This window comes from Candidatus Pristimantibacillus lignocellulolyticus, assembly GCA_023639215.1.
Lineage (GTDB): Bacteria > Bacillota > Bacilli > Paenibacillales > Paenibacillaceae > Pristimantibacillus > Pristimantibacillus lignocellulolyticus.
Genome location: CP097899.1, coordinates 185,146 through 200,124, shown reverse-complemented (window position 1 = coordinate 200,124; position 14,979 = coordinate 185,146). Strand labels below are relative to the sequence as shown.

The 14,979-nt window shown below is 37.0% G+C and carries 16 protein-coding genes; 9 read left to right on the top strand and 7 right to left on the bottom strand.

The features are described 5' to 3' along the window. Positions 1-234 precede the first annotated feature (234 nt). The 3 genes from NAG76_00860 to NAG76_00850 all read left to right on the top strand — a co-directional run bounded on the left by NAG76_00860 (position 235) and on the right by NAG76_00850 (position 3,418). Positions 235-1,017 carry a sugar phosphate isomerase/epimerase gene (locus NAG76_00860; GenBank protein ID URN96731.1) on the top strand — a complete coding sequence of 261 codons (783 nt, stop codon included), beginning with the start codon at positions 235-237 and terminating at the stop codon, positions 1,015-1,017. 212 nt (positions 1,018-1,229) lie between these two features. After that, entirely contained in the window at positions 1,230-2,252 is a 1,023-nt protein-coding gene (locus NAG76_00855; GenBank protein ID URN94843.1) for a Gfo/Idh/MocA family oxidoreductase, read from the top strand. Between the two features lie 278 nt (positions 2,253-2,530). Then, complete coding sequence (locus NAG76_00850) at positions 2,531-3,418, top strand: CAP domain-containing protein (protein ID URN94842.1); 888 nt, start codon at positions 2,531-2,533, stop codon at positions 3,416-3,418. A 126-nt stretch (positions 3,419-3,544) separates the two neighbouring features. On the opposite strand, the gene NAG76_00845 is transcribed toward NAG76_00850, so the two are convergent. Continuing rightward, a complete protein-coding gene (locus NAG76_00845) occupies positions 3,545-4,816 on the bottom strand; it encodes a methyl-accepting chemotaxis protein (GenBank protein URN94841.1) in 1,272 nt (423 codons plus the stop codon). A 254-nt stretch (positions 4,817-5,070) separates the two neighbouring features. Between NAG76_00845 and NAG76_00840 the strand changes: the two genes are divergently transcribed. Next, complete coding sequence (locus NAG76_00840) at positions 5,071-5,472, top strand: O-methyltransferase (GenBank protein ID URN94840.1); 402 nt, start codon at positions 5,071-5,073, stop codon at positions 5,470-5,472. Here the strand turns inward: NAG76_00840 and NAG76_00835 are convergent. Then, positions 5,460-5,651, bottom strand: coding sequence for a DUF5325 family protein (locus NAG76_00835; protein URN94839.1), 192 nt, complete (start codon positions 5,649-5,651; stop codon positions 5,460-5,462). The genes NAG76_00840 and NAG76_00835 overlap by 13 nt on opposite strands. Positions 5,652-5,773: 122 nt before the next feature. Here NAG76_00835 and NAG76_00830 point away from each other — a divergent pair, with 122 nt between their 5' ends. Further along, entirely contained in the window at positions 5,774-5,986 is a 213-nt protein-coding gene (locus NAG76_00830; protein URN94838.1) for an alpha/beta-type small acid-soluble spore protein, read from the top strand. A 107-nt stretch (positions 5,987-6,093) separates the two neighbouring features. On the opposite strand, the gene NAG76_00825 is transcribed toward NAG76_00830, so the two are convergent. The 3 genes from NAG76_00825 to NAG76_00815 all read right to left on the bottom strand — a co-directional run bounded on the left by NAG76_00825 (position 6,094) and on the right by NAG76_00815 (position 8,211). Beyond that, positions 6,094-7,089, bottom strand: a complete 996-nt coding sequence (locus NAG76_00825) for a metal-dependent hydrolase (GenBank protein URN94837.1) — start codon at positions 7,087-7,089, stop codon at positions 6,094-6,096. Between the two features lie 250 nt (positions 7,090-7,339). Continuing rightward, positions 7,340-7,762 (bottom strand): spore coat protein GerQ, encoded by a 423-nt coding sequence (gene gerQ, locus NAG76_00820; protein URN94836.1) that lies wholly within the window; start codon positions 7,760-7,762, stop codon positions 7,340-7,342. A gap of 26 nt (positions 7,763-7,788) precedes the next feature. Continuing rightward, positions 7,789-8,211 carry a cell wall hydrolase gene (locus NAG76_00815; GenBank protein URN94835.1) on the bottom strand — a complete coding sequence of 141 codons (423 nt, stop codon included), beginning with the start codon at positions 8,209-8,211 and terminating at the stop codon, positions 7,789-7,791. Between the two features lie 225 nt (positions 8,212-8,436). On the opposite strand from NAG76_00815, the gene cyoE reads away from it, so the two are divergent. Together cyoE and NAG76_00805 are read left to right on the top strand one after the other, a co-directional pair. Beyond that, complete coding sequence (cyoE, locus tag NAG76_00810; GenBank protein URN94834.1) at positions 8,437-9,294, top strand: heme o synthase; 858 nt, start codon at positions 8,437-8,439, stop codon at positions 9,292-9,294. A 22-nt stretch (positions 9,295-9,316) separates the two neighbouring features. Beyond that, positions 9,317-9,946: an SCO family protein gene (locus NAG76_00805; protein URN94833.1), complete on the top strand. Its 630-nt coding sequence runs from the start codon at positions 9,317-9,319 to the stop codon at positions 9,944-9,946. Here the strand turns inward: NAG76_00805 and NAG76_00800 are convergent. Both NAG76_00800 and NAG76_00795 read right to left on the bottom strand, forming a co-directional pair. Continuing rightward, positions 9,943-10,311: a toprim domain-containing protein gene (locus NAG76_00800; protein URN94832.1), complete on the bottom strand. Its 369-nt coding sequence runs from the start codon at positions 10,309-10,311 to the stop codon at positions 9,943-9,945. The genes NAG76_00805 and NAG76_00800 overlap by 4 nt on opposite strands. 309 nt (positions 10,312-10,620) lie before the next feature. Then, the gene (locus NAG76_00795; protein ID URN94831.1) at positions 10,621-11,805 is read right to left on the bottom strand and encodes an MFS transporter; all 1,185 of its coding nucleotides are present in this window, start codon (positions 11,803-11,805) and stop codon (positions 10,621-10,623) included. A gap of 413 nt (positions 11,806-12,218) precedes the next feature. On the opposite strand from NAG76_00795, the gene NAG76_00790 reads away from it, so the two are divergent. Beyond that, the gene (locus NAG76_00790) at positions 12,219-12,716 is read left to right on the top strand and encodes a hypothetical protein (GenBank protein URN94830.1); all 498 of its coding nucleotides are present in this window, start codon (positions 12,219-12,221) and stop codon (positions 12,714-12,716) included. Positions 12,717-12,756: 40 nt separating this feature from the next. Continuing rightward, positions 12,757-14,880, top strand: a complete 2,124-nt coding sequence (locus NAG76_00785) for a penicillin-binding protein 2 (protein URN94829.1) — start codon at positions 12,757-12,759, stop codon at positions 14,878-14,880. The last annotated feature ends 99 nt before the right edge of the window (positions 14,881-14,979 follow it).

The following is a 14,979-nucleotide window of genomic DNA, read 5'->3' as shown; positions in this document are numbered from 1 at the left end:
TAGGTGCACGTAACCTAAGTCCTGTTGTTCATTTTGGAATGTTAGTTATACCTGCGCTTAATTGGTATAATCAAACAATGAAGAAATAACCAAAGGGGTATAATAGGAAAAGCCAAAATAACATAAGTTTTTGCTAATTCAATTAATGTTTTTATAATAATGTATGCGCTATACTAATTTCAGATGGACAAAATAAGACATAAATCGATAACAATATAAAGGAGCTTGAATATGATGAATAGAATGTCAATCGGATTACAGCTTTTTACGCTTCGTGAACAATTAGAAGCTGATTTTGAAGGTACTTTACGTCATGTTGCAGGATTGGGATACGAAGGTGTAGAATTTTACCATTATGGAGATATTCCAGCAAATAAAATGCGTGAATTATTAGATGAGCTAGGCATGAAAGCGATTGGTAGTCATATTCAGCTTTCAAATTTGAAAGAGAACTTGGACAATGAAATTGCATATTTGAAAACAATTGGTGCAAAATATGCGATCTGCCCTTGGTTAGCTCCAGAACTTCGTGATGTAGATGCTTGGAGTCAACATCTTGTTGATCTTGCTCAAATTGGTCATGCTTGTACTGAGCAAGGGATTGAATTCTTATATCACAATCATGATTTTGAATTCAGCACACTAATTGATGGTCAAATGGTGTTCGAAGCACTATTCGAACGTATTCCGGCTACTGATCTTAAAGTAGAAATGGATATTGGATGGGTGAAATACTCTGGAATTGAACCAGTAGGTTACATTAACAAATATGCTGGTCGCTTACCATTGCTACATTTGAAAGATTTCTTGAAAGAAAGTCGTGATCCTGAAAAACAGATCGATACTGTTGAACTAGGTGAAGGGGTTCTTCCATTATTAGATATTGTGAAGGCAGCTTCTGATGCTGGTGTTGAATGGATTATTGTAGAGCAGGATTCATGTACCAATCCACCATTTGAATCAATTGCTACAAGTTTTAATTGGGTACAACAGAATTATCTTAATCAGTTCAAATAGGTATTATTAAAAATGAAGGTTTAAAAAGCGGACTTTAACAATCGAGAAGATGGAGCGCTACTTGCGGAGGGAGGAAACGCAAATGTACGTTATTGGTACATGCGTACCGGACCTTCCAAGTTCGCTTCATATTCGATGTCGAATACACTACGAAGCTTATCATCGTTATCAAAGTTCGCTTATTAAACTACCCCAAAGGAGAGTATTAATTCATGTCTAAAGTTAAAGTAGCAGTAATTGGTTGCGGTTCCATCTCGAAATATCGTCATATCCCTGAATATGCAAGTAACGCTAATGTTGAGCTAGTTGCATTTGTAGATCCGATTATTGAACGTGCAGAGCTTTACGCTAATGAGCATGGTGCACAGGCATTCACAGACTATAAAGAAATGCTTGCAGCAGTTAAACCTGACGCAGTAAGCGTGTGTACGCCTAACTTCTTGCATGCTGAAATGACAATTGAGGCCGCGAAAGCTGGTGCTCATGTTCTTGTAGAAAAGCCAATGGCTGTTACTGATGCTGAAGCGGCAGCAATGATCGAAGCAACTACAGCGAATAATGTGAAGCTTATGGTTGGACATAACCAACGTTTTGTGCCGGCACATGAAAAAGCAAAAGAAATTTTAAAATCAGGAATACTTGGAAAAGTGCTGACTTTCCGTACTTCTTTTGGTCATCCTGGTCCTGATTCTTGGAGCATTGACGGTGCTGATAGCTGGTTCTTCCGTAAAGAAGAAGCAATTATGGGTGCAATGGGCGATCTAGGTGTTCACAAATCAGATCTAATCCGCTGGATGCTTGACGATGAAGTATCTGAAATTGCTGCTTTCGTGGGAACTCTAGATAAAAAAGATACAGAGAGTGACGATAACTCTTCTTGTATCCTTCGTATGAAATCTGGTGCTATTGGTACTCTAGTAGCAAGTTGGACATATTACAAGGGTGAAGATAATAGCACTGTTTTATGGTGTGAAAATGGTGTAATGCGTGTATGTACAGATCCAATCGATGATGTTATTGTCGAGCTACGCGATGGAACGATAACAAAATATCAAACAGGTGAAATGTCTACGAATGAAAAACAAGTAGCAAGTGGCGTAATTGAGAAATTCATCGAATCCATTGTCAATGATACTGTTCCAGCTGTAACAGGCGAAGAAGGTAGAGCATCTCTTAAAGTTATTCTTGATGCATTTGAGTCTCAAGCAACTGGTCGCATTATTAAAGTGAACTAATATATTTTACGGAAAAGAGCATTTCGGTAAACACCGAAATGCTCTTTTTTTGTGTAAATTTCCAAGAGTTAGTTACAATTACCAAAGTGAATGGATTTTAATAATGCAGTAAACTTAGTGTTGTAATCGCTTACATAAAAAGATTGGTAATTTTTGCGACATGAAACCTAAAAAAAGCTCTGATACGATAAAGTGGAAATTGACATGTTGGTACGCACAAATTTTGGATTTTACTTCTGAATTTTAGAAGTCAATAAAAGTTATAGGAGGAATTTATTATGGCAAATCAAAAATGGAAATTGGGTGTCGCAACATTTGTGGCAACCGCACTTATTAGTACTTCTACTTTAACAGGTGCTAGTGTAGATGCTGCTTCTACTATTACTAAGGTTGACATGAATAAGCAATCTTATACATCGAATTGGCAATCTAATCTTATGAATAGTCTACTTAATAAGATATCTGATTCAAATCAAACAACAATTACAATTGGTAATTGGAAATTTAATCTTCAAACTGGTTTCTGCATATATGTACCTAATCTCAAACCTGAAGTGACTCCTGTTCCAACAGCGACAGTGACACCTACAGCGACGGTAAAACCAAGTGCAACACCAGCGCCAACAGTTAAGCCTACAGCAACACCAGCACCAACAATTAAGCCTACAGCGACAGTAAAACCAAGTGCAACACCAGCACCAACAATTAAGCCTACAGCGACAGTAAAACCAAGTGCAACTCCTACACCAACAGTGAAACCAACAGCAACACCAGCACCTGGCGGTGGAAATTCTTCTGTATCAGCAACTCAGAATGAAATTTTGAAATTGGTTAATGCACAACGTGCTTCAGCTGGTCTATCTGCACTATCTTTAGATGCTAGCCTTAATACTGTAGCAATGGAAAAAGCAAGAGATATGGATGTTAATAACTACTTTAGTCATAATTCTCCAACTTATGGATCTCCATTCGATATGTTGAAAACTTATGGTGTCTCTTATTCATATGCAGGTGAAAATATTGCTACTGGTCAAACCTCTGCTGCTCAAGTTATGAATGATTGGATGAACAGTTCAGGACATAGAGCCAATATTTTAAGTGCTAACTTTACAAAAATTGGCGTTGGATATGTTAACGGTGAATGGGTTCAAATCTTCATTGGTTAATGCAATCATATATGTACCAATATGGTGAAAAAAGCCTTCCTTGAATTCTCAAGGAAGGCTTTTCATTATTATTAGATTTTGATAACGAGGATGATCATTATCGAATATTAGATAATGGATGCCTAATTATTTTAATTTGAATATTTGGATCGTACGTTGAAGCTGAGTTGCCATGTTAAGCATTTGCTCTGTTTCAGAAACAACGACTTGTACGGATGGAATCTGTTCATTCATCGAAGCTGAAACTTCCTCTGTACCTGCAGCAGACTCTTCTGTAATAGCAGAAATACTTTGAATCGCAGAAGAAATTTTCTGAGCACTATCAAGCATACTATCGCTTTCTTTAGAGAAGTTGAATATTTGTTCACTAATGAATTGAATGCTTTCAACAATTTGATTGAAGATTTCTTCGGTTTGACGAATATGTGCTGCTTGCAAACTAACAACTTCCTCATTTACTTTCATATTGTGCATTGTATCTTGTATACCTTTATCAATGCTTTTTACTAAGTTGAATACTTCTTTTGTAGAAGCTGTTGATTCTTCAGCAAGTTTACGAACTTCTTGTGCAACAACTGCGAATCCACGACCGTGTTCTCCTGCGCGAGCTGCCTCTATAGAAGCATTTAAGGAAAGTAGATTCGTTTGCTCTGCAATTTCAGAAATTGCTTTCGTCATTGCGGAAATTCCTTTAGCTTTCTCAGCCAATTCTTTAATCGTTACCGCAACCTGTTCAGTAGCCTCAATATTACGATTCATACCGACGCTTTGATTTTCAAGAGCGACACGACCTTTATGTACAAGTTGAATTGTTTCTTCAGAACGAACATTCATTTCTTTTGTAGAATTAGCGTAGTTTGTAACTCGCACTTCAATCTCATTGATGGATTCTGTCATATCAGATACATCTTCAGAGATTGCATTAGCTCCAGTTGCAAGTTCCGTTGCAGATACTGCTACTTGTTCCATTGTGGATTGAATGCTGTTATTTTTTTCGAAGATACTGCGACTTGTTTCCGCGACATGTTTCGTAATGTTCATTGATTCTGATAATATATCTCTAAGTTTAATAACCATTCTGTTAAATGTGTGTCCTAATTCACCAGCATTAGTTGCAGTTACATCTATGGTTTGAGAAAAATCACCTTTTGAAATTCGATTTGCTGCACTCTGAATCTCATCAAATGAAGATGTAATCGCACCATCAACAAAAGCAATAATAGGATACGCAATCCCAAATGATACTGCGGCAACGATTAATAAGACAGTGAAATTGTCGCCCATAATAATTGTGGTAATTAGCGCTAGCAGGGTTAAAATGGAAAGATTAGAATATGTAACGAAAACAAGTTTACTTCTAACGGATAACGAATTGAACCAATTAGTGAACTTTTCCATATTGTAAGCGCTCCTTTTTCAATAATATCCATATTATAGCACCACTTTCCTATTAGGTCTACGACATTAATAGTCAATATTTCTTAGATAACTGTGCAAAAGTTAGTGCAATAGTTGCGCAGATTTTATCATTGATTAGGGAAATACCGCAAAATGTTTCGGAAAATACAGTGCTATCTTTCGGTGCAAGAAGACAAAATACGCGTTATATTAGAACTGAGTTTACACAAAAAATATTTGAAGGGAGTAATAATATGAGTGAAGTTTCTTTGGCAAGACAAGTTGACTTTGTATTTCGTCAACTAGAACATGAATTAACAGGGGCACTAGCAGGTACAGTTTTAATTATTGTGAGAAATGATACGATCGGAAAATTTGGTATTAAACATCATCCTATTCACATTCAAGAAGATGAGGTTCAAGCAGAAGGTTCAGGGTTAACAAAGGAGCAAGTAGATCGATTTAGAGTTTTGGCAGTCGATGCTTTGAAGATGAAGCGCAATTGGACTCATGGCGAAATTCTATACGATTTTTCAGTAAGATCTAATCGTAAAGGTTGGTCCGCTAGTGTTCTATATGAATCCAATTACAATATGTCAACTTGGAATTATGTGCCCTATTCTAAGCGAAACGGCTTAATTGACTATTCCTCTTGAGGTGATTGACCTTTTCTATTCCGCATTTTTACCTTCACCATAAACCCCGTTCCAATAGAAAAAAGCGATAAAACACCCCAAAAAATTACCCACTTGAGACTATGAGCCATTGCAATAGACATTCCAGCTAAGCAGAAAATCCCTAGACAAGAGAACAATAAAGATAGTGATTTAGACAAGTTCATTCTCCTTTGAAAAAAAAGTTTTAGAAAATCTGTATAGTAATCTTATTCGTGCACATAATATGTTTGCAAGCTTGCAATATGAATTTTACCTATGAGGACGAAGGGAGATTTACATCATGGCAAATAAAAGCAATCAATTAATCGTTCCACAAGCGACTCAAGCATTAAACCAAATGAAAATGGAAGCAGCACAGGAGCTAGGTGTTCAACTTTCACCAGAAGGATATAACGGAAACCTAACTACTCGTGAAGCAGGTTCCATTGGTGGTTACATCACTCGTAAGCTAGTACAAATTGCTGAACAGCACTTGTCTGGCGGACAACGTTAAACTTGATATTTCATTCAATATATTCAAGAAAGAAGCTCAAGGGGAACCTTGAGCTTCTTTTATTATATGGTTTTTATTAAACCAGTACAAACAATTCATTTTTGTAATTATTGAGATGAAAGTTTAGCTTCATTATATAATCTTTTGTAAAGTTTCTGATCATTTAACCAACCAACATAAGATGCTAATGGTTGCTCATCGTGATCATAGAAAACAATGGCGACAAATGGATATTGTCTTCGATGTCGATAACGAGCATCACACCAGCGAACCTCGGTTCCCCAATGATGTTCAATAATATGAGCTACAGTATGTTTCGTAAAGCTTTGAAGAGCAGACACTGTAGGATGATGACTTGATTTATTAATTAGTGGATGATGATCTGAAGAGATTTGCTCAACCCACCGAATATTACCTCTGTTCAAGGTACCTAGCTTATAACTGCCATCTCCCTTTTTAATCATAAGATGCCATATCCGATATCTCACTGTGGGAATAATGGTCAGTACATCATCTTTCTGAATTGGAATACTTTTTTGTAAATGCTTTTTCAAATAGTAATGATAACTAACCCTTACTACATAGTAGATAGCAATAATGATATACAATACAGGAAATATTAATGTAGGATCAGCAAGATGAGATATCCAAAGAACACTAGCAATGATATGCGTGATAAATATAAAAGGGTCGAATATATGGATAATATTCCAAGATATCCATACTTTCGAGAATGGACGGAGAGCCTGTGTTCCATATGTATTGAACAGATCCATTCCGACATGTAAACTAACCGCAAGTAACGTCCAACTCAGTAAATGCACATATCCATCATTAATAGGAAAGAACATATATAATGAGGCTGAAATGAGAAGTGTCCATAATAATACTGCAGGTATAGAGTGAGACATGCCTCGATGTTGCCTAATATAGACGGCATTACTTCGCAATCGAGTTATCGTATCAAAATCTGGTGCCTGCGACCCAATAATCGTTGCTAATATTACTGCAGTTTGCATAGCTGGTTGACTAACGACAACTGGATCAAGTTGTGATAAACCTGCTAGTCCAACTCCTACGACGAAATGTGATGCTGTATCCAAAATAAAACCTCCTAAAACTTTTCTTATCGTCTAGTCATACTTCCTGTGGTGAAAAGTTACATCGGAAGCGTAAGCTAAAACTTTTCTAATCGTCTAGTCTTACTTTGAGTCTACATCCATTATGTACGAAATGTTGGGAAATATTACGTTTATTAAAAATAGATAATGAAAAAATATTACTCTTGCCACAAAGATGCAGTGAATGAACAATGTAAATTACTGTTCATTCACTGCGCGGAATAAACTTTAATTACTCTACTGGTGATTCAGGAGTTACCATTTCACCATGGAATGGGTACTCGTATGCAATTGGCTCATCGAAAGTAACATAATCAAGATTAAGCATAAGAAGCAAATAACGCTCACCATTTATAGGATTGCTCACAACGATGTGATCACGTCCTGCTGCTTCAATAACTCCTTGAAATATTTTCGCATTCCATTCAGAGTTATTTTCATAAGTCATATAGAATGTACCCACTTTTCCACGATTGAGACGCAAAATATTTTCCACATATGATTCTTCATAAGTAGGTGTAGCTGTAACAATGTTACCGCCCGACGGAGTCACAACTGCTCCGCTAGGTACTTGTGGAGGCATAGTTTCCATATCACGATAGAATGTAGGATAAGAATAAGGATAATAATAGGGAGAAGCATTAAAGTAATTCATGAACAACTTCCTTTCGTATTAACAAATTAATAAACTGTTTTACAATCATCCCAAGTAGGCTTGAAGAAACAATGAGCTTTGTATCGACCACTGTTTTGTTGGTTATACCACGTACTAGGACAATTGCCGGCAGGTCGGAAAAACCAAAGTGCATTCGAAGCTGGATGTTGTCGTTCTCCACGAATAACGCGTTCTGCAAGGCGAATATCTTTTTCTCTAGCAGCTTGGTAGAAATAGCCTTTTTGGGTTGCTTCAAATCCACCAGGATTTTGATACACCATATCGGGAATAGAGCGAATATTTCTAAAGTCTAAGCAATCACCAAGCACGCGGTTAACGCCAACGTTACCAACCATTAGCATTCCTAGCTCGCCTTCACCTTCAGCTTCAGCACGCATTAATCGAGCAAGCATTTTTGTTTGCTCAGAATTTGTTTTAATAACAGCCATACTGTCCATGCAACTCCTTTCACTTTAACTAGGCAAAAATCCATATGACATTGTATGGAGTACACTGCCTAAATGTGACAGTAATTCTGTCACATTTGAATGACGAATTGATGAACAACAGAAGTGAACATTGTCACACTGGCATTTTTTCGGTATGATTAGAAGCGATTCAACATAGAAGGACAAACGTGAAAAGCGTTTTACGTGAAGCGGGAGGATCAACAAGTGTTTAAAGATTTGATTGGACTAACTAAGCCTGGCTTGCTACGTCTTAATGTATTTGCTTCCATAGGAGGTTTCTGGGTAGCATCTAAATGGTCATTTGATTTCTGGTTATTATTATGGATGATAATAGGCTGTACATTAACAATGGCGTCTGGAACAGTTATTAATAATTTTTATGATCGTGAGCTTGACCTGAAAATGGAACGAACGCGTAATCGTACGCTTCCATCTGGAAGAATGAAGCCAACATCTGTATTAATTTATGGTATTATTCTTGGGGTAGTTGGAGTTACAGTTTTATTCACATTAGTTAATGTGTTATGCGGTATTTTAGGACTTGTTGGTTGGTTTGCCTATATTGTTATCTATACAATGTGGCTTAAGCGGACATCAACTTGGAGTACATCTGTTGGTGGTATATCAGGAGCGATGCCTCCAGTTATTGGTTACTGTGCAGTTACAGAAACATTTGATATGGGAGCTATTTTATTGTTCGCATTCCTATTCTTATGGCAACCTGCACATTTCTGGTCATTAGCTATTCGTCGCGTAGAGGAGTATCGAGCAGCTGGATTTCCATTACTGCCAGTTGTAAAAGGAATTAAGCGTACGAAAATTCAAATGATTCCTTACTTAGTGTTAATGTTAGTTACAGTTATATTATTCTACGTTTATGATCTAACTGGTATATTCTTTTTGATTGTATCTACGATTTTGACTGTTTTTTGGCTTGTACACACCATTATGGGGTTGTCTGCAAAAGATACAGAAAAGTGGGCGAAATTCAATTTCTTAATTTCAGTAAATTATTTAATGATTGTGTTTATTGTAATGATCATCGATACGTCGAGAATGTAACTTGCGAAAGGGGAAAGCAGCGTTGGCATTTTTGAAGAAATACGCATTTCAAATAGCAATTTCTTGTTTGGTCGTATTAATGGGGGTCTATTTACTTTACACCTATGTCTTAAAGCCAGAAGCAGTTCCTAGTGTAAAAGATCCAGCACCAAATTTTACACTAAATGATTTGGATAATAATCCAGTTACGCTTGATTCAACTGAAGGGAAAGTTCGATTAGTATATTTCTACTTTGCAAGTTGTCCTGATGTATGTCCACCGACAACATTCTTAATTAGCCAAGTTCAGGAAATACTGAAGGAAAAAGGTGAACTGGGAACCGAGGTTGAAATAGTCTCCATTACTTTTGACCCAGTTACTGATACACCTGAAGTGATTACGAACTTTGCTAACAAAGTTGGGGTAGACTTTGACCATTGGACATTTTTGAGGGGCGAAACTTCCGAGGAAATGGTTGAATTGGCGAGAGACTTCAGTGTTGCGGTTGTGTATGATGAAAAAGAAAAAACGTTCTATCATAACAACCCACTAATTCTTGTCGATCAAGAGGGTAACATTCGTGAATGGATTAATGCTTCACCTAATCTTGAAGCTGGCGATAAAGAGTTACTTGCTGAAGATGTATACAAAGCTTTGAAAAGATTATATTAGAACTCATCTTTCAACCACAATGTGGCAGGGTTAGCAATATCTCTTAGATATTCTGCTAATCCTGCTTTTTCTATTTGCAAAATCAAGTATTCATCTGGGGTTCCTTCTACTCCATTGTATCCACGTCGTGTATACATATGTGTGGCGTCAGGAAATAGATCGCTAAGTAAGGCGCGAATTTTCTTGCCAGAAGAATCATTATCGGTAAATAAATACACCTCGTCATGGCGAAGTTCTAAGCCCAAACGTTGTAATTGATTCGAGCCAGGGGTTCCATATGTACAATGAATGCGAATCTGATCATTAAGCAATTTTTGCAATTTTCTGCGATCGTTTTTACCTTCAACTATTATTGAAATATCCATACATGACCTCCTAAAACTTTTCATAATCTTGTTGATATTCGTCTTAGCAATGAAAAGTAGCATCGAAAGCGTGAGCTAAAACTTTTCATAATCTTCTTGATGATCGTCATAGCAATGAAAAGTAGCATCGAAAGCGAAGATGAAATTTCTATTATTGTAACATGTTATCGTAATCAAACATAAATAAGGACTGCTCCTAAGTTTTGCATGAGCAGCCCTTATTATTTCCATATACTCGCCCAAGTATTAGCTGTGATGCATTATCGATAGTGGAAAAGCGATAATGTATTGCAGCGGGCATCCACCCACCTAGATTTTAGTAATATTTGTTGATACAGATTTATTATCTCTTGGTGGAATAGCATTGAAAGCAAGTGCAATGAATAGCACAACGAAAGCTATAAAATATGGAGAAATCATATCTCGTATTTGTCCTGCGAGAAAAGGTCCAAGGAATGAACCGATAGATGTCGCGATTGATAAAATCGAAAATGTCCTACCATATCTGGTCCCATCACTGAGATGAATGAGCCAATGGGAAAGAGCAGGGAACACAACCCCTTTACTCATACCTATTAATAATAGAAGCAACATAAATGGAATAGGTAAATCTGCTGCGAGCGCGAAATATAAAAATGAGAGTGCTAATGTTCCTAGTATTGTCCTCAACGCAGGATTGTATTTATTTACGAATAACATACATAATGTAATGAGTGAACCTATACTTATAACGGTAAAGAGTAGTCCAGTAGTCATAATAGACCCGATATTGTCAACCATTAGTGGAAGTTCAAATGTAAGTATACCTAGTGAGCAACTTAATCCAATGGGAATTAGGAAAATATTCCAACGCAATTTTTTAACTGTATTATCATTAACAGGCATTGCTTTCATATTTACATTTACATGATGATTAGGTATAGGAGTGGACAAATCGACCCTAGCAAACTTCTTTTCCTTGATGAAGAAGAAAGCTAATATTGCAGTAACAATGAGGATCCATCCAAGTACAAGAAATGTTTTAGTAAAACCTAGTTTTGCTACTAGAATTGCACCAGCAGCAGGTGAAAGAACAGATGCTAACGTATGAACAAGTCCGTTACCAGCCATTAATTTTCCTTGTTGACTTATATCTGAGCTAAGTCTTGCTAATAATGATAGACAAGCAGGTGATAGAAACGCTAAAACGAAGCCTGCGATTGAACGTAAAATAAGTAGTTGCCATGGATCAGTAACAACCGATTGTACAAGTAATATTGCGCCAGCGAGCAGTAAGCTACCTACAATGAATAAGCGACTTCCTAGTTTATCAACATATACGCTTGCTAATAGATTACCTGGTAGATGCGTAATAGAATAGATCCCCATTATTAGACCTATAAATGATGGAGCAGCACCGAGCGAGATAGCAAATGGCGTTAATATCGGATATTGTGCATGCAAGTCGAAAAAAGCAACGAACAAAAATAAGTAGAGCCAAATGGCGGTTTTCACTATGCAGCCTCCTACAAACATTATTACCACAGGATGTTCTATTCGAAAGACGAGAATTCGTATCGGAAGATGTTGAATATACGATGAAGCTAATCATCGTTATCAAAGTCTGCTCTTTGAACTACCTTGTAAAGTGTGGTTATAACTACTTGTACGCATCAACTGGACAACTTATGTCTATATTTATTGGGTTAAGTTTACTCTAGTAGTTATAGTAGGATATAATGTTGTAGGTGAGGATCCGTTATTCAGATTTTTGAAAGTACAGCTTTTAAACATGTTGTTAAAAGGTAGTTTGAACATACATTATAGTAAAAATACAGCATAAGCTTTCGATAGAACTTTTCAACTGTTTAGTAGTGTTAAGTAGCTCAATGAACAAGTGTAACAATAAAATTTAGGGGGAAAAAGGATTGAATTTTTTGGATTTCTCAAATTATGATACGGATACGTGGTTAGCATTTTTACAAGAAAATTGGTACGTTATTTTGATTGCTTTAATTGTCATCATGTTAATTATCCGCGTGATGAAAACAATGGTGAAATGGGCTATAATTCTAGTAGTGGCTATAGGAGTAATTGTATACAGCGGATATACTCTGGATGATGTGAAAAACTTAAGTACTAGCTTAGTAAGCAGTGGTATTGAGGAATTGAAAGAAATTGGTTCAAAGGTAGCTGATAGTGCGAAGGAAGAAGCTATCAATGCTATGGTCGGAGAAGCAGCTAGCGCAACATATACAACTAATGATGATGGAACTTTTACAGTGAAAACTACGTCTATAACTTTGACGGGTCAACCAGGTAGTGACGAAGTATCGATATCTGTTAAAGGTGCTCCAGCATTCAAAGTGAAAAGTAGTGCAATCGTAACTGATTTTATTAAGCAAGCTGAAGCAAATAGCAAGTAATTATAAGTACATGGTCAGTGTAGTAGAGAGGGTGTTGTAAGTGCAAGATGATCCAAAGCAACAAGAAATATTGAGGAGAAAACAATTTTCATTCCGTCTTAATGTGTTTTTCTTTATTGTTTTTGTCGTATTTAGTGTACTAATTGTAAAATTGGCTGTATTACAATTCGTAGAAGGACCTACGTTTACTAGCGCAATTAACAAAAAGTGGGAACGCGCAGAAGCGATTGCTCCAATTCGTGGTAATATTTATGATGCGAACGGTTATCAGATAGCCTACTCTACTTCGACACAATCACTCTATTACAACATTCAATCTGCAGTTAGAGGCGGTAAATCTAGTAATGAACAAGCGGAAGAAATGGCAGAGAAGTTAGCAGCAGTATTTGAGAAATATGGTAGTCCGGAAAATATGATGACGAAGGAAGATATTATTCGTCGCATGGATCTTGTTTTTAGTCAAAATATTAAGTCTACACCGCGTCGAATTAAAACAGACTTAACGAATGAAGAGTTAGCTTACATTATGGAGAATCAATCCGATTTTGTTGGCGTTAGTCTTCTGGAAGAAAGTGTGCGGAATTATGATGAGAGTACGATAGCGGTGCAATTAGTAGGCTATTTGAAAAAGTATAAGGGTGTTAGAACCACATATGATTTCTATAAGGGAAAACTGGAAATAACTGATCCTTTCCATAAATATCTTGAAGAAGAAGAAGTTGGCCTTGATGGTATTGAATATATGTATCAGGATGTTCTTCGCGGAACGAATGGTGTTAAAACTTATCCAGTTAATAATCAAGGCGCAATAACCGGGGATATAACGATAACGAATTCTGAGAAGGGTGCCGATCTTTATTTAACCATTGATAAAGATATACAGCTTCATACGGAGCAATCGATAATGAATCATCTAGAGAAGATTCGTACCTCACCTTACTCCTATGAAAAGGCACCTTATGCGGTAACAGGTTATGCCGTAGCAATGGAAGTAGATACAGGAAAAGTAATATCAATGGCAAGTATGCCGGATTATGATCCAAATGTTATATGGTCAGGTGGTAGTATAACTCCTGAAAATTATAAGAATTACTTGCATGTACTAAATAATGGAACGATTCGACCAGTATATGGTCCATATACAGATGAAGAACGTAATCAACATCCATCATCCATTGTACCATTAGGTTCAGTAATCAAGCCTTTATCTGTCTTAATAGGGTTAAATGAAGGATTGTTTACAACTAATCAGAAATACAATGATACTGGAAGATTTTCATATGGTCGTAAAGGGTATGAAACCTATATTAGTAACTCTGGTAAACATGCCTACGGAGCAACAGATGGGGCAAAAGCTATTCAGAAATCATCTAATACATTTATGGCAGACTGGGTTGGGAACAGGCTTTATATGCGTGGTTCGGTTAATGGTAAGTCGAGCGTAGATATATGGGATTCTTACATGAAAGATTTTGGACTTGGAGTAACGACGGGTAGTGGCTTGTACGGAGAAAGCGCTGGAGTTATCGACTACTATAGCGAAGCAGAGCGAGGTAGTACGCAATCTGCTTTAGTGCAAGCATCGTTTGGTCAACAAGGTCGTTACACGGTTCTACAATTAGCTCAGTATACAGCACAACTAGCTAGTCGTGGTGTACGTTTGAAGCCGCAATTTGTGAACGAAATTCGTTCAGCAGACGGTGAACTACTGCAAAGTTATGAACCGGAAATATTGAACAAAGTTGATATGCCAGATTCATATTGGGCCATGATTGAAAAAGGCATGGGGCTAGTAAATGTTCAAGGATTTGAAGGGTTCCAACATTCATTTAATAGAAAAACAGGTACGTCAGAGCAAGATGTAGCTGGTAAACGTGTAGAAAATGCGGTATTTATCGCATATGCTCCTGCTGACAATCCTAAGCTAGCAGTAGCAGTTGTTGTTCCAGAGGGTGGTTTTGGTGGTTGGGGTGCTGCGCCAATTGCTCGTCAAATTTTTGATGCGTATGATGCAGTCTACGGACTAGGAGACAAACCTAATGATGCGTTATATGAGACATTGTTCGGAAAACCTAGAGAAGGTACGCAATCTGCAGATGGTAATACTACAGATGAAGCTACTGTAGATAGTGAAAATACACCAACGAATAATGCAGCCGAGTAAGTTATTAAGTATTTTATAAGTGAATAATTTTGAAGGTGTAATTGTCGACTCGCTCTCGTAACGAGGACTTCAATTGCACCTTTTTTATGCTTATCTAAT